This window comes from Pseudidiomarina piscicola (assembly GCF_902806985.1).
Lineage (GTDB): Bacteria > Pseudomonadota > Gammaproteobacteria > Enterobacterales > Alteromonadaceae > Pseudidiomarina > Pseudidiomarina piscicola.
In genome coordinates this window covers 610,049-628,942 of the sequence record NZ_CADCXY010000001.1, presented here as the reverse complement: position 1 = coordinate 628,942, position 18,894 = coordinate 610,049, and the positions used below count along the sequence as shown (strand labels likewise).

Below are 18,894 nucleotides of genomic sequence, written 5' to 3'. Positions count from 1 at the left end.
ACGTTGCCAACTTAGGGGTCTGCAGTAAGGATACCAGCAGATTGATTCTAACAACCCCATCTCACGGGATAGTTTGGTGGATGTACTTAACTGAAGTAAGTTAACTCATATGTCAGAAAATTTTGCACAGCTGTTTGAAGAAAGCCTAAAAGAGGTCGAAACTCGCCCAGGTTCTATCGTTAAAGGTACCGTTGTAGCTATTAACCGCGACGTTGTCTTAGTTGACGCAGGCCTGAAATCTGAAAGTGCTATTCCAGTCGATCAATTCCGCAACGCTGAAGGCGAAGTTGAAATTAACATCGGCGATCAAGTTGATGTAGCCCTTGACGCAGTGGAAGATGGCTTCGGCGAGACGATCTTGTCGCGCGAAAAAGCTAAGCGTCATGAAGCTTGGTTACAGCTGGAAAAAGCCTATGAAGACCAAGAAACTGTTACCGGTATCATTAGCGGTAAAGTTAAAGGCGGTTTCACAGTAGACCTTGGTGGCGTACGTGCGTTCTTACCAGGTTCTTTGGTTGACGTTCGTCCAGTTCGCGAAACTGCACACCTAGAAAATAAAGATCTTGAGTTCAAAGTTATCAAGCTTGACCAAAAACGTAACAACGTTGTGGTTTCACGCCGTGCTGTTATCGAAACTGAAAACAGTGCAGAGCGCGATGCATTACTTGAGAACTTGCAAGAAGGCCAAGAAGTACAAGGTATCGTTAAGAACCTTACAGATTACGGCGCGTTCGTTGATTTGGGCGGCGTAGATGGTCTATTGCACATCACAGACATGGCTTGGAAGCGCGTTAAGCACCCAAGCGAAGTTGTGAACGTTGGTGACGAAATCACCGTTAAAGTATTGAAGTTTGACCGTGAACGCACTCGCGTATCGCTTGGCCTGAAACAGCTTGGCGAAGATCCATGGTCAGATATCGCAGCACGTTACCCTGAAGGGCATCGCCTTGAAGGCCGTGTGACCAACCTTACTGATTACGGTTGCTTCGTTGAAATCGAAGAAGGCGTTGAAGGTTTGGTACACGTTTCTGAAATGGATTGGACCAACAAAAACGTTCACCCATCTAAAGTTGTTAACTTGGATGACGTGGTTGAAGTTGTGGTACTTGAAATTGACGAAGAACGTCGCCGCATCTCACTTGGCCTTAAACAATGTAAGCCTAACCCTTGGGAAGAGTTCGCGAAGAACTTCAACAAAGGCGAGAAAGTTAGCGGTAAGATCAAGTCAATCACTGACTTTGGTATCTTTATCGGCCTTGACGGCGGCATTGATGGCTTGGTTCACTTGTCTGACATCAGCTGGAATGCTCCAGGTGAAGAAGCCGTTCGTGAATTCAAGAAAGGCGAAGAAGTTACTGCCGTGGTCTTACAAGTCGACGCTGAGCGTGAGCGTATCTCTCTAGGTATCAAGCAACTAGAAGAAGACCCGTTCAACAATTATCTGGCGGCGAACAAAAAAGGTGCTATCGTTACTGGTAAGATCATCGAAGTTGATGCCAAGGGTGCTAAAGTTGAATTGGCTGATAGCGTAGAAGGTTACATCCGTGTAGCTGATATCTCACGTGACCGCATCGAAGATGCAACTACTGAGTTGAAAGCTGGTGATGACGTTGAAGCGCGCTTTATGGGCGTTGATCGTAAAAACCGTACGCTAAGCCTGTCGATTCGTGCGAAAGACGAAGCTGAAGAGAAAGAAGCTCTTGATACAGTGAACAACAACAGCAAGCAAGACGACGCTGACTTCACTAATGCAATGGCTGAAGCCTTCAAAGCGGCTAAGAACGACGACTAAGACTTAAAGTGTGCTCGGTAGCGACGCAATTTAGAGGAGCTTAAGATGACAAAATCGGAGCTAATTCAACAGTTAGCAACCTTGTATCCCGAGCTTTCTCCGCGTCAGGTAGAAGATGCGGTGAAAGAACTTATCGAACAAATGGCCCAGCAACTTGCTGGTGGCGAGCGAATCGAGATTCGTGGGTTTGGTAGTTTTTCACTGCATTATCGAGCACCGCGCGTCGGGCGTAACCCGAAAACTGGTGAAAAGGTTGAGCTGGAGGGCAAATATGTCCCCCATTTCAAACCTGGTAAGGAATTACGCGAACGCGTAGACAATATCAGTTAACGGAGCGTTATTTTCGCGTCGAGTTCAGCAAAACGGCATGCTATAGTAAAGCATGCCGTTTTTTTATGACTGCTAGGAAACCGCAATGCTGCGATTTATATTTATTGGTCTACCGTTGCTGCTTTTGTTTTTATTGGCAGTGGCATTTGGGGCGCTGAATAAGCAACCTATTCCATTTGATTTTTTACTAGGCCAGATCACCTTGCCGGTATCGGTGCTCACTGGCATGTTTATCTTACTCGGGTTTTTGCTCGGCCTAGCCAGTATGTTGGCGCGGCAAGTTGCGCTTAAAAGCGAAAACCGCAAGTTACGAAAGCAGATCGTAAGTAGAGAATCCGCCGATGCTTGAGTTGCTGTTCCTGCTGTTGCCGGTTGCCGCAGCGTATGGCTGGTTTATGGGGCGCAATAGCGTTCGCAATGAAGATCGCCGTGCTCAGGAAGAGTTTTCAAAACAATATGTTACAGGGTTAAACCTGCTACTTTCCGACCAGCCCGATAAGGCGGTCGACTTATTTATTCAACTGCTCGATGTTGACTCTGATACCCTCGAAACACACTGGACCTTAGGTAAGCTATTTCGTCGCCGAGGCGAGGTTGAGCGAGCCATTAAAATTCATCAAAACTTAACGTCACGTCCAGCCATTACAGAACAACAGCGCCGCCATGCGATGTTTGAGCTTGGCCTTGATTATTTAGCTGCGGGTATCTTTGACCGCGCCGAAGAAATGCTCCTCGCGCTGCAAACCAATAAAGAATTTTCTGAGCCTTGCCAGCGACACTTACTTGAGCTGTACGAGGCCACCCACGAGTGGGATAAAGCAATTAAAGTTGCACTTAAGCTTGCTCGTAACGATGCCAGTGCAGAGTCCCTAGTGGCACAGTTATATTGTGAGCTCGCGGGCTTGCAAGATAATCCTGCAACCACGGAAAAATACTATTTACGAGCGCGTAAGCATGACCCTGATAATGTTCGGGCAGCTCTTTCGTTAGGGCGCATGTGGTTTGAGCAGGGTGAAGTTAGCAAAGCGCAACGCATGTTGTTAACGATACCTGATGCTGATCCTGCCTTTATTTCGGAGGCCTTGCCGATCGTAAAGGCGTGTTACGAGAGCCAAGATGATGAAGCTGGGTTTGTACAGTTCCTACACAGGTGCGTGAGTGATGCCAATTCGACGGCTGCTGCGATTATGCTCTCTGAAGCTATCGCCGAGGCTGGCACCATGGAAGAGGCTGAACAGTTTATGCAGTCTGCGCTGATGCGTAACCCAACGATGAAAGGTTTTCACCAGCTAATGGACTTTCATATTCGCGCGGCCGACGTTGGCAAAGCACGCGACAGTTTAAGAATGTTACAAAAGCTGGTTCAGCAACAAATGCAACAGCGGCCAAAGTACCGGTGTCGTCATTGCGGGTTTTCAGGTAGCACCTTGTACTGGCATTGTCCTTCGTGCCGTGTCTGGGGTGAAATTAAACCAATAACAGGGTTAGATGGGGATTAGATGACAGTGAAATCTACTGTGTTTGTGGCACTGGACTATAGCAGTGCAGAGCAAGCTTGGCCGCTAGTGAATCAGTTGGATCCAAAACAATGTGGTCTTAAGGTCGGTAAGGAGCTTTTTACGGCAGCCGGGCCAGACTTTGTGCGCCAGTTAGTGGCGAAAGACTTTAAGGTGTTTTTGGACCTAAAATTTCACGATATCCCCAACACTGTGGCGAAAGCAGTGCATGCCGCAGCGGAGCTTGGGGTCTGGATGGTCAATGTGCATGCAAGTGGCGGCCGGCGCATGCTTGAAGCGGCAAAACAAGCACTTGCAGATTACCCGCAGCCCCCGTTATTGATTGCGGTTACTGTGTTAACCAGTATGGAAGCTGACGATTTAACCGACATTGGCATTCAACGCACGCCAGCAGAACAAGTAATGCATTTAGCTGCATTGACCCAACAAGCTGGGTTAGATGGCGTCGTGTGCTCTGCACAAGAAGCAGCCGTGATACAGCAACAATGCGGTAAAGAGTTTGTCTTAGTCACCCCTGGTATCCGTCCTGAAGGTGCTGCGCAAGGCGACCAACGCCGTGTAATGACGCCTGCTGCCGCGGCGCAACAAGGTATTCAGGTATTGGTCATAGGCCGACCCATTACGCAGGCTGCTGACCCAGCTGCCGCTCTCGCTGCTATACAGGCATCACTTACAAGCTAATCCGTTCTATTTAGTCGCCAATCGGCCTGAGTCCATTTAAGCTCCTAGTACTGCATGTGCAGTATTTAACTAGGAGCTTATTATGTTACGGAAGACATTAGTAACGGCGGTGTTGATGGGTGCAGCTTTACTTCCCCTAGCTCACGCGCTGCCAACCACGCAACCGACTCAGCAAAGCAGCGCTCAACCGAGTGTGATGAAAGTTAATTTAAATACCGCATCGGCGGCTGAGCTAAGCATGGCATTAACAGGGGTCGGTCAAAAACGTGCCGAAGCCATTGTTGCACTACGAGAGCAATTAGGTAGCTTCAGCGATATTAATCAACTGATGCAAATTAAGGGGATTGGGCCTCGGCTGCTAGAGCTCAACAAAGAGCGCCTTGAACTCTAGCGCGTTGAGCTCAAATAAAGCATTTAATCTGTATCGAGCTGGGCAAGTCTGGCGAGATGGCGATTGTGAAGCCACCAGGCAAGGATACCACTTATAATACCTGCGCCATGGAGTTGCCATAAGTCATGCACTTGCCCAGCTGCAGCGATAGGGCTATGCCACAAACCGATCCATTCCGCGGCAAGTTTGAGAAGCAAAATTGTACCGGCGACCAACATCAAGCGTTGTTGCGAAGGGCTGGTTGCGTCTTTGTATTCAAGTAAAATACCCATCGCTAACAAACCGTGATTTACAGCTGAAAGTCCTACAAAGCGGTCATCGAAGCCGCTTAGCCAAAGTATCACTGAGGTACCGACCGTAAGAATAAGTAGGGCATTCAAGAAGGTTCGTACGCTAAAGTGCCGTGCAAAAACTAACGTTAAGCCAACCAGTGCCAAAACATTCCCAAGCCAATGTAGGGTCGTTAAGTGCAGAAAATGTGCTGTCACTAAACGCCATGGCTGTTGCCAAATAAGACTAGCCTCATAGTCATAGTCAGCCATGAAGTGGGCTGCTTCAAACTGGAAGTAGTAGGCCCAGACACTAATCAGACCAAGCAAAAAACCACAGACAATAACTTGCACTTTATTCGACATAAATTGAGATTTCACTAGCTGCATTGTGATAACGGGTTGAGGGCTTTATGATAGGCAGGAGTCGACGTCCTGTAAATAGAATGGATCGCCGTATGTCTAAATACCTAGTAGTCTAAAGGATAGCCGCATGAAATATCATTTCTTAGCAGTTGCACTGCTAACGAGCCTCTCTATTACTGCCTGTTCACCACCAAGCACTGACAGCGAAAAGCGCGATAAGCGTGAACCTGAAGCAGCCACAGGCGTTATCGAAAAACAGGCAGTGCTTGCCAGTGATTACATGGTAGCTGCCGCAACACCGAGGGCCGCAGCGGCTGGGCGGGCGATTTTAGCCGAAGGTGGCTCAGCCATCGATGCGGCAGTAGCAGTACAAGCGATGCTGACACTTACCGAGCCGCAGTCATCGGGTATCGGTGGTGGTGCTTTTATTTTGTACTGGGATGCTGCAGAGAAACATCTGTATACCGTGGATGCGCGAGAAAAAGCACCGGCCTCAGCCCGTGGGAATCTATTTTTAGACGCTAATGGCAAAGCCCCTGAAAACTTTTGGGATGCCGTCGTGGGCGGACGCTCTGTTGGCGCTCCGGGGGTGTTGAAAGGTTTAGAGTTAGCTCATCAACGGTGGGGAAACAAGCCATGGTCAATGCTCTTTAGCGAAAGTATTGTGGCGGCCGAACAAGGCTTCACGGTATCTGAGCGGCTACAAATGTTGCTCGAAATGGACTTGAATCCTGGCTTACGTAAATTGAGTCCAGCCAAAGAGTACTTTTACCCTAATGGTGAAGCGTTACAGGCTGGAACACTGAAAAAGAACCCCGAGCTTGCGTGGGCATTGAAGCTGATTGCTGAGCAGGGCACCGATGCATTCTATCGTGGACCTATCGGTGAGAAAGTCGTTAACGCAGTACAAAATAGTGCGCTTGCGCCTGGCCTACTGACGCTAGAGGACCTAGCAAACTACACCGCAGTTGTGCGGGATCCTGTGTGTAATGGTTATCGAACCTATACGGTTTGTGGCATGGGTCCACCGAGTTCAGGGGGCTTAACAGTGCTGCAGATCTTGGGCATTCTGGAGAACTTTCCGGTAGCTCAATGGCAACCCGATAGTAAGCAAGCGGCACACCACTTCACGCAGGCGTCGCGCTTAGCCTTTGCCGATCGTAATCGCTACATTGCGGACAGTGATTTTGTTGAGGTGCCAGCCACCGCTATGCTGAAAAAGACCTACCTCGCTTCGCGGGCGCGTCAAATTGGCAATCGAGACCTAACTCATGCCGAGCCAGGGGTGTTTACTAACTATGTATTTGCGGATGACCAATCACCGGAGTTTCCGAATACGAGCCATATTTCGATTGTTGATGCCGAAGGAAATGCAGTGTCGATGACGACCAGTATTGAAATGGGTTTTGGTTCGTCCGTTATGGCAAGTGGTTTTTTACTTAACAATCAATTGACCGACTTCTCCTTGCGTCCAGAGGTTGATGGCGAGCTGATTGCGAATCGGGTACAAGGTGGCAAGCGGCCACGAAGTTCAATGGCGCCAACCATGGTGTTTGATCGTGAAGGTGACGACTTGCTGCATGTTATCGGCTCACCTGGCGGCGCTCGTATTATTAACTACGTTGCACAAACGGTGCTAGGCGTGCTGGATTGGGACATGAACATGCAACAAGCGATCGATCAAGCCCATGTCACCAACTTGAATAATTACACGGCCTTAGAAGAGGGCACTGAGATGGCAGAGCTGGCTGAAGCGTTACGTAAAATGGGGCATACGGTACGGGTTACCGGACTCAACAGCGGTCTACATGGCATTAGTTTATTGCCAAATGGTCAGTTGCTTGGCGGTGCAGATCCACGCCGTGAAGGTATCGCCTTAGGCGAAGTTGAAGAGTGAGCCGCAGGGCTCACTGTTGAACCTGTTGTATATAGTCGCCATAACCTTCCGCTTCCATGTTCTCTAACGGGATAAAACGCATGGCGGCGGAATTCATGCAATAACGTAAACCGGTCGGTTCAGGGCCATCTTCAAAGACATGACCTAAGTGTGAACTGGCGTGTTTGCTTTTAACCTCGGTGCGAGTCATAAACCAAGACCGATCGGTTTTGGTAACTACGAACTTGTCATCGATAGGCTTGGTAAAACTTGGCCATCCGGTACCCGACTCAAACTTGTCCGCGGAAGAAAACAAAGGTTCACCGCTCACAATGTCGACATAAATACCAGCACGTTCCTCATCCCAGTATTCGTTATTAAAGGCGCGCTCGGTTTTACCTTTCTGCGACACTGCATATTGCATTGGTGTAAGCTTTTCACGCAACTCGCTGTCTGCTGGATTTTGGTAATCGTTAAAATCTAACCGTGTTTTTGCAGAGGGTGTTTGGTTCGTCACAGGCTGATCCTTAAATTTCCGATAATCAACATCATAGTCGTCGCCCCAAATCTCCTCGGTAAATTGGAAGCGACCCGAGTTTCTAGTATAGATCCAATACCGAACTGAGCTTTTCAAATAATAATCTTGATGGTAATCCTCAGCTTTGTAAAAGCTCGTAAAAGGCTCTATTGGTACCACCACAGGCTCTTGATAACGACCTGAAGCTTGCAACTTGTCACGCTCACGTTCAGCTAACGAGCGTTGCTGTTCATTGTGATAGAAAATCGTTGGACGATATTGTTTGCCACGATCAACAAACTGCCCCTCAACATCTGTGGGGTCCATCATTCGCCAAAACGCTTGTAATAGCCCAGTATAGCTAACCACTGTTGGGTCATAATACACTTGCACAGCCTCGGTGTGACCCGTTAACCCCCTAGCAACTTCTTCATAGCTTGGTGCTACTTCGCTACCACCAGCGTAACCGGAAATAGCAGCGCGCACACCTGGTACATCTTCGAATGCTTTTTCGACGCACCAAAAGCAGCCACCGGCAAAGGTAGCGATGTGTTCTTGTTCGGTGGTTTCCGCCGCCCCAGCAGGGCTTGCGAAAACGACCAGAGCTAAGATAAAAGATGCTAGGGTTTTAATCATAGTTGACCTTGTAACTGTTGTTGAAAGCGCTCGATACGAGCAGCATTTTTGCCGACATCGCTACGGCCCACGCGTGATTTACTTCGAATGTCCACGCGTGTTTGAGCGTTCTCAGTGCGCAGTCGAATAACCACGTCGTCTTTAAAACCAAACCAAAACGTTGAGGCGGTTGCTTCGATGCGGCCGGCTTCACGATCACTGGCAACAAGTTGCCACCCCATTGATTTAACGACCGTCATGGCAGCGTCGAATACCTGCGCTTGGTTCTGTTGAACATACATCGGTGCTAGATCTGGATAGGCTTCGCGCTGCTGCTTGGCGGTTTCTTCCCCAGGATAAGCAACTGGGTTGGGTGCATCAGCACGCAACGGCGCGATCGCATCAAATTTAGGTGGCTGCTCTAAATCGGTGCTAATGTCATGAATCGGCGGAACGCTGCGTGCAGTTTGTAGCTGTTGATAAGGCAAGTAGAAGCTCACAAAGGCCGCCACGGCAGCTAGCGTTAACATTGCTAAACGCGCGCCACGCGGGCGTTTCCAGATCAAATACACAATAATAAAGACCACAGCTGCAACACCGACATACGCCGCCCAACGTAACAAGGTGAAAGCAACACCTAGTTCTAGTAGTTGCCAACGATAAAGCGGTCCTGCAATTAACAGTAGAAAAGCGGCTAAAAAGCCGAGTAGAATTAAAGCTGAGCCAATTTTCTTAGACATGACAAACTCCGTTGTAATTTATAGATTTGATACGCTCTTCACTATACTCTAGATCACCATTATTCAAAGGGATAACCCCTGTTGCTTCATTACCCATAGGCTGTCAACGTGCTGGTACGCTATTTAAAATTTATTGTGCTGCTTGCTTTAACTTCAATTACGGCCGCTCCAGCGGTTGCAACTGCAACTAAATCTGACAGTGCACCCACCGTATACTTTTATGCGTGGGGCGGCTCGGAATCTGTGAATAGCTATCTAAACTGGGTCTCGGAAGAAGTTGCAGAACGTTATGGTATACAGCTACAGCATGTAAAGGTGGCTGATATTTCAGAAGCTGTCACTTTGTTGTTGAGTGAAAACAACGAGAGCGACAGTAAAATCGACTTACTGTGGATTAACGGTGAAAATTTTAAAGCATTAAAAGCGGCGGAGAAATTACTTAGCGGGTTGCCTGAGAAAGTCGCTAATAGCCGGTTATTGCGGAATGATCTTAATTGGCGTGATGATTTCGGGGAAGCGGTGGACGGGCAAGAACTGCCTTGGGGAATTGCGCAGTTTCAACTGGTGTTTCGAGCGCATGTGCTGGCCCAAAAAGCGCCTCCGGTGGCGCTTGAGCCGAGCGAATTACTGCAACTAGCGATGCGTTACCCCGGTCGATTTTCGTACCCTAAACCACCGGCTTTTCATGGCACTAGTTGGTTAAAGGCGCTCGCTTATGAGCTGGTTAGGGAACCCCGTGAACTGCAAAAACCACCTGGCTTAGCCAACAGTGAACAGGTATTACAGCCGCTTTGGCATTACCTCGATCAACTGCATCCCTATTTATGGCGGTCCGGTAAAGAGTTTCCAGGCTCGGCTGCACAGCAGCGCCAGTGGTTTAATCATGGAACTTTGGATAATGCCGTTACCTTTAATCCCAATGAGGTTCCGGCCTTACAACAACAACTACGGATGACCCCGGCAGCTAGGGCCGCGAGCCTCGGCTCAAGGGCCTTAACAAACTTTCATTACTTGGCCATTCCACGCTCCAGTGGCCAGCAACAAGCAGCGCTAAAAGTGCTCAACTTTTTACTCAGTGAACCTGCTCAACTGCGTAAATCTGCGCTCGATGGCTGGGGTGATCCGATGGTGATTAACGCGCCTCAAGGTGCTGCGAAAACCGACAATGGCACTTTATTCCCAAGTCATGAAGAACCTCATGGCGACTGGACAACGGTGCTCGAACAGCAATGGTTGCAAAGGTATCAGCAATGATTAAACGTATCGGCTGGGGCACACTTGTTGGTGCACTGATGATAAGCCTTGGCTTACCTTGGGTGTTTGTGCTGCAAGGGCTGCCGTTTAACTTGCCAACGCCCACGGCGCAATTATGGCACTATCCCGGTATTGCTTCTGCGTTACGTGATAGCTTAGTAGTAGGGTTGGTGGCGAGCTGTATCTCGTTGTTTATCGCAAGTATCATTATTGGTCGCGACGCAACCCATGGCAAGCCTAAAACAAATGATGTGGGGCTCACCTTTGCGGCGCCACACCTTGCTTTTGCCATTGCATTTCTTTGGCTATTCACCCCTTTTGGTTGGTTTGATAGGGTACTGCCTTTCGCACTGCCTTGGTTTGAACAGCAATCGCTGGTAACCCTAATTACGATTTTGGTTTTTAAAGAAACACCCTTTTTGGTGGTTTTAGGTCGCCAACAATTGGCGCAATTGCCGTATCGCCAGTGGATTCTGCAGGGGCGTTCCGTGGGCACTTCAGCGCAGCGCAGTTGGTGGCTGATTGTGTTTCCCGCGTGGCTGAAAGCGATGCGGCTCGTGCTTATCGCCGTGGCAATCTATACCGTCAGTGTGGTCGATGTAGCGCAAGTAACAGGTCCTTTGAACCCGCCGTTGCTCGCACCACTGGTGGTCAACTGGCAATTACAGTTTGATCCGTTAAGTCAGCAGCTTGCCGAGCAGGGCACGTGGTTGTTGATGGGACTAGCTGGAATGATGGCACTATGGGTTATTGCACAAGAGCTAGTGCTGCGGTGTTTAATGAGCGCCCGTGTGGGGCGTGTTGTCGCGCAGTCCTATGAGGCAGCCGTGGCCCTTGCGACCAGCATCATTAGACGCGCTTCGCTGATAGCGTTACTCGGCGTAAGTACCGCGGCGTGCATCGCGCTAATTGCGTTGACTTTTGCGCGAGGGTGGTTTTACCCGTCGGTTTTGCCGCTGGAATGGTCCATTGCGTCATGGTCAGCACATAACGACCTACTACTGCAACGGTTAGGCACGACCCTAAGCATAGGCTTGGTGGTAGCGGTGCTTGCAACTATGGCTATTACTGCACTACGCGAGTGGCAGCGCCATCATCGCTATGAAATAAACGATGCTTGGTTGTTAGCTGCCTTATTTGTGCCGCAGTTGAGTCTCGTTGTGGCGTGGCTTCACAGCGACTGGAGTCAGTGGTTTAGTAATGATACCGCAAGTGTCGTGATGGCCCATTTTTGGTTTTCATTTGCTTATGGCTACTTGATCTATGCACCGGCAGAGCGCGCAGTACCACAAACGCACCTTACCTTAGGGCGAAGTTTAGGCTTTGGTTACTGGCGCAGCTGGTGGTGGTTTAAACGTCCTTTATTAACGGGCGCACTCGCTCATTGTTTACTAGTGACATTGCTGGTGAGTGTGGCGCAATATGTGCCAACGCTGCTGTTGGGGGCAGGGCGAACGCCAACCTTAACGACAGAGTTAGTGGCACTCAGCAGTGGCGGCGAGTGGCAACTTCCAGCTATGTTCGCGACGGCACTTTGGCTACTTGCGTTAGTGTCATTAGTGCTCACCCAAATTATCAGTAAAGAGCCGGAATTATGATATCTCAAGCAACACAAATCGCCTTAAGTGATCAATGTTTAACGTGGCGACAGGACGGCAGAACGCAATCATTGCCAGATATGAATTTAACCGATGGCGCTAGCCTTGGCGTAATGGGGCCAAGTGGTTGTGGTAAATCGAGTTGGTTGCGTTGTTTACTGGGCGAAACGCTTTCTTACGTGCAGTTTAGCGGGCGTATTGCTATTGCTGGTAAGGATGTCAGTAGGTTGCCCATCGAACAACGTGGGATTGGGATCTTGATGCAGGATAACCCTTTGTTTCCGCACTATAGTGTTGCTAAGAATTTAGCCTTTGCACTGCAGCGTCAAGGGCTTACCAAAGCGGCGCAAAAACAAGTGATCGAGACACAACTAGCTGAACTCGGTTTGGCTGACATGGCAGAGCGGCTACCTGGGCAGCTCAGTGGTGGTCAGCAAGCGCGCATTGGCTTGTTGCGAACGGTGTTGGCAGAGCCCGCGTTGGTGCTGCTAGATGAGCCCTTTAATGCACTCGATGCTGAGCGTCGTCAGCAGGTGCGTGATTGGACCTTCAACTTTTTACGCGAGCGCGGCATCGCAGCGATCATCGTTAGCCACCAAGCGGACGATCTAAGCCTTGTGGATCAGCAACTGTACTGGCCAGACATCGCAGTTGAGCAGCCATGCGAGGCTCGAACAAAATGAGAACTAAACATGATTGATGCGATACTTTATAAAGGCTTACAACCGTTACTTGAAACCTGTGCTAAACCGTTGGTGCGATTAGGTGTTGGCGCGAATAGCGTCACTACGCTTGGATTCATTATTGGTTTAGGCGTGCTCCCCGCCCTTTATTGGCAACACTACGAGGTGGCACTACTGTGTATTTTACTCAATCGCCTAAGCGATGGACTCGATGGTGCGATTGCGCGCCTTACCGAGCGCACGGAAGCGGGCGGTTATCTTGATAGTGTCTTTGATTTTATTTTTTACAGCGCAGTGCCGTTTGGCTTCCTGCTTGCCAACCCGAGTGTCAACGGTGTTACCGCGGGACTCTTAATGTTTAGCTTTATGGGCACGGCCGCCACGTTTCTGGCTTTTGCAGTGTTAGCCGGCAAGCATGGTATTGAAAACCCACGCTATCCGAATAAGTCATTGCATTATATGGGAGGAATCACTGAAGGTTTTGAAACCATCGTTGCTTTTGTGGTGTTTTGCTTATGGCCTTCGGCTTTCGTGGTTACCGGTAAGGTATTTGCTGCGTTGTGTTTAATTACGGTTGCGACGCGTCTTTATCTCGGTTTTCAGACCCTTCGTCAGTTACCGGAGGCTGCCGAAACGGCACCTGAAGCAAAAAGCTGAGGCGGGTGCATTGGGCGTTTGCTGGGTACTCTTTTAAGCCAATCGCAATACCATCAGAACCCGCCTGAGAATTCGCGGTATAGGAGCCAAACAGGCGATCCCAGATTGATAAATTAAAACTGTAATTACTATTGGTTTCTTTGGCGATTTGACTATGGTGAATACGATGCATTTCTTGGGTAACCAAGAGTCGTCGCAGTGGCCACTCAACTTTCGCTGGTAAGGCAACGTTGCCGTGATTAAAGAGTGAGGTTGCGTTCAATACAATCTCAAACACCAATACTGCCAGTGCGGGTATGCCAAATAACATCACCACCGCGATTTTGATGAGCATGCTCAGCACAATTTCAAGTGGGTGAAAGCGCAAACCTGTGGTGGTATCAAAATCGGTGTCAGCATGGTGCATGCGATGAATACGCCACAGCAGCGGAACGCGATGAAAGAGTCGGTGTTGCCAATAAATGGCGCAATCGAGAACTAAAAAGCCCAGCAGCAAGGTTAGCGGCATTGGCCAACCAAGTTGCTGCAGTAAACCAAATTGTTGCTCTTGGGCCCAAAGCGCAGCACCGATAGCACCGGCGGGGATCAGTAAGCGTAAAACAATCGAGTTAATCACCACAATACCGAGGTTGGCAGGCCAACGCCGACGGTTAGCGAGCTTCGCCTGGCGCTTAGGGGCAAGGCGCTCCCACACCAGCATGATGACAAGCACGCCAATAAAACAACCGAGCCGCCACCATACCTCTGCTGTCATCGGTATTAACCTTGCTTTGGCTTATCGTTCGCGTAGGGAGGCCAGCCTAAGGTTTTCCCGGCAAGTAAGTGCAAGTGAATGTGGTAAACCGATTGCCCGCCATCTTCATTACAGTTCATCACGAGGCGGTAACCGTCGTTGGCAAAACCATGCTGAGCGGCAATTTTACGCGCCACCACAAATAGATGACCGACCAATTCGCGTTGGTCTTCCTCTATGTCATTGACCGTGGCAATCGGCTGCTTGGGAATGATCAGCAAATGCACAGGTGCCGCTGGGTTGATGTCTTTAAAGGCGAGGCTGAGATCATCTTCATAGACAATTTCTGCGGGGATTTCTCGACGAATAATTTGGTCGAAAATCGTTGTGCTTGTCATAGGAATACCTCTTTTTCTCAATAACTTAGTCTAATACTAGACAACTCAACCGCGTAGTACCAGCCCTTTCAGGTAAAGCGATTCGGGAAAGTTTGTACGAACCGGATGATCAGCGCCTTGATACAGACGTTCGATAATGTGTAAAGGCCGTTTGGCATCGAGTGCCGCGTCGGCGACAACCTTTTGAAATAGCTCACTACTGAGTAGGCCAGAGCATGAAAACGTAAACAGCGTGCCACCTGGATTCAAAATTTTACAGGCTAGGCGGTTAATGTCTTTATAGCCACGGCAGGCTGAAATTAAGTTGGCTTTACTGTCGACAAACTTTGGTGGGTCGAGCACGATAACGTCAAAGCGCTCACCTTGGTGATGAAACTCACGTAACGCCTCAAATACGTCCTGCTGTTGGTTCTTGAGTAACTTAGCGTCAAAGCCATTACGTTCATGATTCACACTTGCTTGAGCTAACGCTGGCGCTGAAACGTCCAGGTTGACCACTTCGCTGGCACCGGCTTGGGCGGCAAACAAACCGAAACCGCCGGTGTAACTAAACGCGTTTAACACCCGCTTGCCTTTGGCATAACGCGTCAAAGCATAGCGGCTATCGCGTTGGTCTAAGTAGTAGCCGGTTTTATGCCCTTGCTTAAGATCTACCCCCAGTTCAAGCCCGTTTTCACGGATCCAAACGGTACCTGCAGGAGGTTCGCCGTCTGGGCTGTAAAGTAACTGTTCGACCGGAGGTAAACCTTCTTTTTTGCGTACATCAACGTCTGAACGTTCATAGATGCCGCAATCGGGGAAATGCTGCCGCAAGGCTGCCACAATCGCCGCTCGCCAATGTTCAGCGCCAGCACTTAATAATTGGCAAACTAACCAGTTATCGTACTTATCGATAGTAATACCAGGCAGTTCATCGGCTTCGGCAGCGACCACCCGCCAGGCATTGCTATTAACGGCCAAACCTTCGCGCAACTGTTTAGCCGCGCCAATACGCTCAGCGAAAAAGTGTTCGTCGATCGTTTGGCTCGGCTGAAAGGTCCAAATTCGAACCCGTATTTGGGACTGGGGCGACCAAGCGCCAGCGCCCAACCAGTCGCCTTCGGCACTGTGAACACTAACCGTGTCACCGAGTTGCGGGTTGCCTTTAACTTTGGCGATGGCACCGCTGAACACCCAGGGGTGCAAACGGCGCAATGACTTACATTTTTGCGGTTTTAGATGAACAGTGGCGGGCATCGTTTATTTGACTCGCATGCCAGGCTTCGCGCCCTCGTGTGGATTCATAATATAAAGGTCTTCACCGCCTGGCCCAGCCGCCAAAACCATGCCCTCGGAAAGCCCAAAACGCATTTTGCGCGGCGCTAAGTTGGCGACCATGACAGTGTGCTGACCGATAAGCGTTGCTGGGTCATAGGCAGATTTGATGCCGGCAAAAACCTGCCTTGTTTCTCCGCCTAAATCTAGAGTTAACTTCAACAGTTTATCAGCACCTTCAACGTGTTCTGCATTGGCAATCAAGGCGACACGTAAATCAACTTTAGCGAATTCATCAAAGTTGATTTCCTCGGCAATCGGGTCATTCTGTAATTCGTCGTTCTCAGTGGCTGCTGCTGCCGGCGCTTGGGCCGCCGCATTGGCTTCTTTAGATGCATCAATCATTTGTTCTACCTGTTTCATATCAATTCGCTGCAACAGCGCTTTAAAGGGTTCGATCTCATGACCGGTAAGAATGTGTTCATGGCTTTGCCAGGTGAATTGTTCTTTTAAAAACGCTTGCACACGTTGGGCAAGTTCAGGCACCACAGGTGTCAGGTAAATCATTAATAAGCGGAACAGATTAATACCGATAGAGCAGATCTCATGCACCCGCGAGGCGTTCGCTGGATCTTTGATTAGCTGCCATGGCTCTTGTTCAGCAATGTAGAAGTTAGCTTTATCTGCCAATCCCATGATTTCGCGCATCGCCCGTGAAAACTCTCTATTTTCATAGGCTTGAGCAATACTTGAAGCTGCATTCTGAAACTCAGTGAGCAGTTCCGTTTCGTTGAGTTCGGTGGCTAATTTGCCATCAAATTTTTTCTGAATGAAACCAGCGCAGCGGCTTGCAATATTCACCACTTTGCCTACCAAGTCACTGTTTACACGTTGCGCGAAGTCGGTCAGGTTTAAATCGAGATCGTCGATACGACTGGTCAGTTTGGCAGCAAAATAGTAACGCAGGTAATCAGGGTCCAGGTGCTCCAAATAGGTACGCGCCATAATAAAGGTACCTTTAGATTTTGACATCTTGGTACCGTTAACGGTGATAAAACCATGTGCCCAAACGTTGGTTGGTTGACGGAATTCGGCGCCACTCAACATGGCGGGCCAGAACAGACTGTGAAAATAGATAATATCTTTACCAATAAAATGGTAAAGCTCGGTGTCTGTGTCTTTTTGCCAGTAACTATCAAAGTCTGCATTGCCGGTGGTTTCACAGTAGTGCTTAAAGCTACTCATGTAACCAATAGGGGCATCTAGCCAAACGTAGAAATATTTGCCGGGCGCATCGGGTATTTCAAATCCGAAGTAGGGCGCATCACGGCTGATATCCCAACGTTGTAGACCGGATTCGAACCACTCATTAAGTTTGTTGGCCATTTCTTCTTGCAACGAGCCTGAACGAGTCCAAGCTTTGAGCATTTTCTCAAAGGCTGGCAAGTCGAAGAAGTAATGCTCAGAGTCACGCAGTTCGGGGGTTGCCCCAGACACCGCAGAGACAGGGTTCTTTAGGTCGGTGGGCGCATAGGTCGCGCCACACACATCACAGTTGTCGCCATATTGCTCTGTGGCACCGCACTTCGGACAATCGCCTTTCACAAAACGATCCGGCAGAAACATTTCTTTTTGCGGGTCAAACAGCTGCGAAATCGTTTTGGTTTTAATATGGCCTGCAGCGCGTAAGCGTTTGTAAATTAACTCGGCAAGCTCTTTATTTTCTGGACTATGAGTCGAGTAATAATGGTCAAAATTAACATGAAAATCAGCAAAGTCAGCTTGATGAGCCTGATTCATGTCGTTGATCATTTGTTCTGGTTCAATGCCGAGTTGCTGTGCCTTAAGCATGATTGGCGTGCCGTGTGCATCATCGGCACACATATAATGGCATTCGTGGCCGCGCATTTTTTGGAAACGCACCCAAATATCAGCCTGAATGTAGCCCAACATGTGACCGATATGGATTGGCCCATTGGCGTAGGGTAGAGCATTGGTAACCAGAATTTTACGCGTTGCTGTTGTCATCTATTTTGTCCAGTAACCTACAAGTTTTAGAAAGGTCGAAGTGTACCTTAAAGAGCACTAGCAATCCACCTAGACTCACCGTATCATGCGGCGTTAGAGGCTTTAGTTGGAGGTTCCCGTGATTGGAAAATGGCTAGGTAAAAAAAAGACAGCTGCAGACACTGACACATTCTCAAACAAAGAACGTGAGCAACTGGAGTCATTGCGTATACCAGGCTATAAAGGGCCTCTACCGAGCTCATGGTTTCATAAAAGTGGCCAGCAGGCCTTCTTGCAGTTACCTTTTGCCGCGACCGATGCGGTTTTAGCGCCATTGCGTGAGGCGAATGGGCTACCTCAATACGACTGGCAACTAAAGCTAAACGTAGAAAAGCTTGCAAACTCTCAGCCCGAGTTACCATTGGTGTATGGCAATGTCATTGCCGTGTCGTCAGGCAAGGGCGGTGTAGGCAAGTCGTCGGTGGCAGCACAGTTAGCGGTCGCGTTGGCGGAAACCGGGGCTGAGGTGGGCCTTCTGGATGCAGATATTTACGGCCCCTCACTACCGACGATGCTTGGTGGCGCAGAAGAAAAACAGGTGATTAGTGACAGCAATAAAATGCAGCCACATGTACGCCATGGTGTGCACGTTAGCTCACTTGGTTATTTAGCCGATAGCAAAGATGCAGCAATTTGGCGGGGGCCAATGGCAAGTGCGGCACTACAGCAGCTGTTTCGAGATACCGAATGGCCGCGGCTCGACTATTTGGTGATTGATTTACCACCTGGTACTGGCGATATACAATTAACCATTGCACAAAAACTACCGGTCACCGGTGCTGTTGTTGTGACGACACCGCAAACCGTGGCTTTAGCCGACGCTGAAAAAGGTATTGCGATGTTTCGAAAAGTCGGCATTTCCATCACTGGCTTGGTCGAAAACATGAGTCATTATCACTGTCCATCCTGTGGCCATGAGGAAGCACTGTTCGGTAATCAAGGGGGGGTTGATATTGCCTCTGATTATGATGTGCCACTGCTCGCCCAAATACCTTTGGCGCGCGAGTTTCGGCAAGCGCTAGACGAGGGCACACCGTTGTTGGTGAAAGACCCGAGCAATCCTTTAAATACCGGTATACGAGCGATGGCAACGGCTGTCGCAGCGCAACTTTACCAACAAGCAAAAAAATGAGTAAAGTGCTAAGCATAAGCGATT

Annotated in this window: 19 protein-coding genes; 12 read left to right on the top strand and 7 right to left on the bottom strand. The window is 49.2% G+C overall.

Translation table 11 applies throughout. From position 1 onward, the window contains the following. The first annotated feature begins 109 nt into the window (after nt 1-109). The 6 genes from rpsA (at nt 110) to PSI9734_RS03145 (ending at nt 4,711) form a co-directional block, all read left to right on the top strand. Entirely contained in the window at nt 110-1,792 is a 1,683-nt protein-coding gene (rpsA, locus tag PSI9734_RS03170; protein ID WP_173919648.1) for a 30S ribosomal protein S1, read from the top strand. Nucleotides 1,793-1,837: 45 nt separating this feature from the next. Continuing rightward, the gene (gene ihfB, locus PSI9734_RS03165) at nt 1,838-2,122 is read left to right on the top strand and encodes an integration host factor subunit beta (RefSeq protein ID WP_173919647.1); all 285 of its coding nucleotides are present in this window, start codon (nt 1,838-1,840) and stop codon (nt 2,120-2,122) included. An 85-nt stretch (nt 2,123-2,207) separates the two neighbouring features. Further along, nucleotides 2,208-2,471: a lipopolysaccharide assembly protein LapA domain-containing protein gene (locus PSI9734_RS03160; RefSeq protein ID WP_173919646.1), complete on the top strand. Its 264-nt coding sequence runs from the start codon at nt 2,208-2,210 to the stop codon at nt 2,469-2,471. After that, entirely contained in the window at nt 2,464-3,621 is a 1,158-nt protein-coding gene (lapB, locus tag PSI9734_RS03155; RefSeq protein ID WP_173919645.1) for a lipopolysaccharide assembly protein LapB, read from the top strand. The genes PSI9734_RS03160 and lapB overlap by 8 nt, the downstream gene beginning before the upstream one ends. Then, nucleotides 3,622-4,320, top strand: a complete 699-nt coding sequence (pyrF, locus tag PSI9734_RS03150) for an orotidine-5'-phosphate decarboxylase (protein ID WP_173919644.1) — start codon at nt 3,622-3,624, stop codon at nt 4,318-4,320. It begins immediately after the preceding gene. An 82-nt stretch (nt 4,321-4,402) separates the two neighbouring features. Next, nucleotides 4,403-4,711 carry a ComEA family DNA-binding protein gene (locus tag PSI9734_RS03145; RefSeq protein ID WP_173919643.1) on the top strand — a complete coding sequence of 103 codons (309 nt, stop codon included), beginning with the start codon at nt 4,403-4,405 and terminating at the stop codon, nt 4,709-4,711. Nucleotides 4,712-4,734: 23 nt separating this feature from the next. On the opposite strand, the gene PSI9734_RS03140 is transcribed toward PSI9734_RS03145, so the two are convergent. After that, nucleotides 4,735-5,346: a rhomboid family intramembrane serine protease gene (locus PSI9734_RS03140; protein ID WP_173919642.1), complete on the bottom strand. Its 612-nt coding sequence runs from the start codon at nt 5,344-5,346 to the stop codon at nt 4,735-4,737. Between the two features lie 127 nt (nt 5,347-5,473). Here PSI9734_RS03140 and ggt point away from each other — a divergent pair, with 127 nt between their 5' ends. After that, the gene (ggt, locus tag PSI9734_RS03135; protein ID WP_173919641.1) at nt 5,474-7,243 is read left to right on the top strand and encodes a gamma-glutamyltransferase; all 1,770 of its coding nucleotides are present in this window, start codon (nt 5,474-5,476) and stop codon (nt 7,241-7,243) included. 10 nt (nt 7,244-7,253) lie between these two features. Here ggt and msrB read toward each other — a convergent pair whose 3' ends face one another. Next, nucleotides 7,254-8,375 carry a peptide-methionine (R)-S-oxide reductase MsrB gene (gene msrB / locus PSI9734_RS03130; protein ID WP_173919640.1) on the bottom strand — a complete coding sequence of 374 codons (1,122 nt, stop codon included), beginning with the start codon at nt 8,373-8,375 and terminating at the stop codon, nt 7,254-7,256. Next, complete coding sequence (locus PSI9734_RS03125) at nt 8,372-9,094, bottom strand: DUF1499 domain-containing protein (protein WP_173919639.1); 723 nt, start codon at nt 9,092-9,094, stop codon at nt 8,372-8,374. The genes msrB and PSI9734_RS03125 overlap by 4 nt, the downstream gene beginning before the upstream one ends. A 108-nt stretch (nt 9,095-9,202) precedes the next feature. Here PSI9734_RS03125 and PSI9734_RS03120 point away from each other — a divergent pair, with 108 nt between their 5' ends. From PSI9734_RS03120 to PSI9734_RS03105, 4 genes are read left to right on the top strand one after another with little or no spacing between them, the layout of a single operon-like run. Continuing rightward, on the top strand, nt 9,203-10,348 hold the full coding sequence (locus PSI9734_RS03120) for an ABC transporter substrate-binding protein (protein ID WP_173919638.1): 1,146 nt from the start codon (nt 9,203-9,205) through the stop codon (nt 10,346-10,348). Next, nucleotides 10,345-11,946 (top strand): ABC transporter permease family protein, encoded by a 1,602-nt coding sequence (locus tag PSI9734_RS03115; protein ID WP_173919637.1) that lies wholly within the window; start codon nt 10,345-10,347, stop codon nt 11,944-11,946. The genes PSI9734_RS03120 and PSI9734_RS03115 overlap by 4 nt, the downstream gene beginning before the upstream one ends. Beyond that, on the top strand, nt 11,943-12,629 hold the full coding sequence (locus PSI9734_RS03110; protein ID WP_173919636.1) for an ATP-binding cassette domain-containing protein: 687 nt from the start codon (nt 11,943-11,945) through the stop codon (nt 12,627-12,629). Before PSI9734_RS03115 ends, PSI9734_RS03110 begins: the two co-directional genes overlap by 4 nt. A 9-nt stretch (nt 12,630-12,638) precedes the next feature. After that, nucleotides 12,639-13,286 carry a CDP-alcohol phosphatidyltransferase family protein gene (locus tag PSI9734_RS03105; RefSeq protein WP_173919635.1) on the top strand — a complete coding sequence of 216 codons (648 nt, stop codon included), beginning with the start codon at nt 12,639-12,641 and terminating at the stop codon, nt 13,284-13,286. Here the strand turns inward: PSI9734_RS03105 and PSI9734_RS03100 are convergent. From PSI9734_RS03100 to metG, 4 genes are read right to left on the bottom strand one after another with little or no spacing between them, the layout of a single operon-like run. Further along, the gene (locus tag PSI9734_RS03100; RefSeq protein WP_173919634.1) at nt 13,198-14,040 is read right to left on the bottom strand and encodes a sterol desaturase family protein; all 843 of its coding nucleotides are present in this window, start codon (nt 14,038-14,040) and stop codon (nt 13,198-13,200) included. The two genes, PSI9734_RS03105 and PSI9734_RS03100, sit on opposite strands and share 89 nt — an antisense overlap. A 5-nt stretch (nt 14,041-14,045) precedes the next feature. Then, on the bottom strand, nt 14,046-14,417 hold the full coding sequence (locus PSI9734_RS03095; RefSeq protein ID WP_173919633.1) for a histidine triad nucleotide-binding protein: 372 nt from the start codon (nt 14,415-14,417) through the stop codon (nt 14,046-14,048). 45 nt (nt 14,418-14,462) lie between these two features. Beyond that, the gene (locus PSI9734_RS03090; RefSeq protein ID WP_173919632.1) at nt 14,463-15,653 is read right to left on the bottom strand and encodes a class I SAM-dependent rRNA methyltransferase; all 1,191 of its coding nucleotides are present in this window, start codon (nt 15,651-15,653) and stop codon (nt 14,463-14,465) included. 3 nt (nt 15,654-15,656) lie between these two features. Further along, nucleotides 15,657-17,699, bottom strand: coding sequence for a methionine--tRNA ligase (metG, locus tag PSI9734_RS03085; RefSeq protein WP_173919631.1), 2,043 nt, complete (start codon nt 17,697-17,699; stop codon nt 15,657-15,659). A gap of 118 nt (nt 17,700-17,817) precedes the next feature. Here metG and apbC point away from each other — a divergent pair, with 118 nt between their 5' ends. Continuing rightward, nucleotides 17,818-18,870, top strand: coding sequence for an iron-sulfur cluster carrier protein ApbC (apbC, locus tag PSI9734_RS03080; protein ID WP_246194697.1), 1,053 nt, complete (start codon nt 17,818-17,820; stop codon nt 18,868-18,870). The last annotated feature ends 24 nt before the right edge of the window (nt 18,871-18,894 follow it).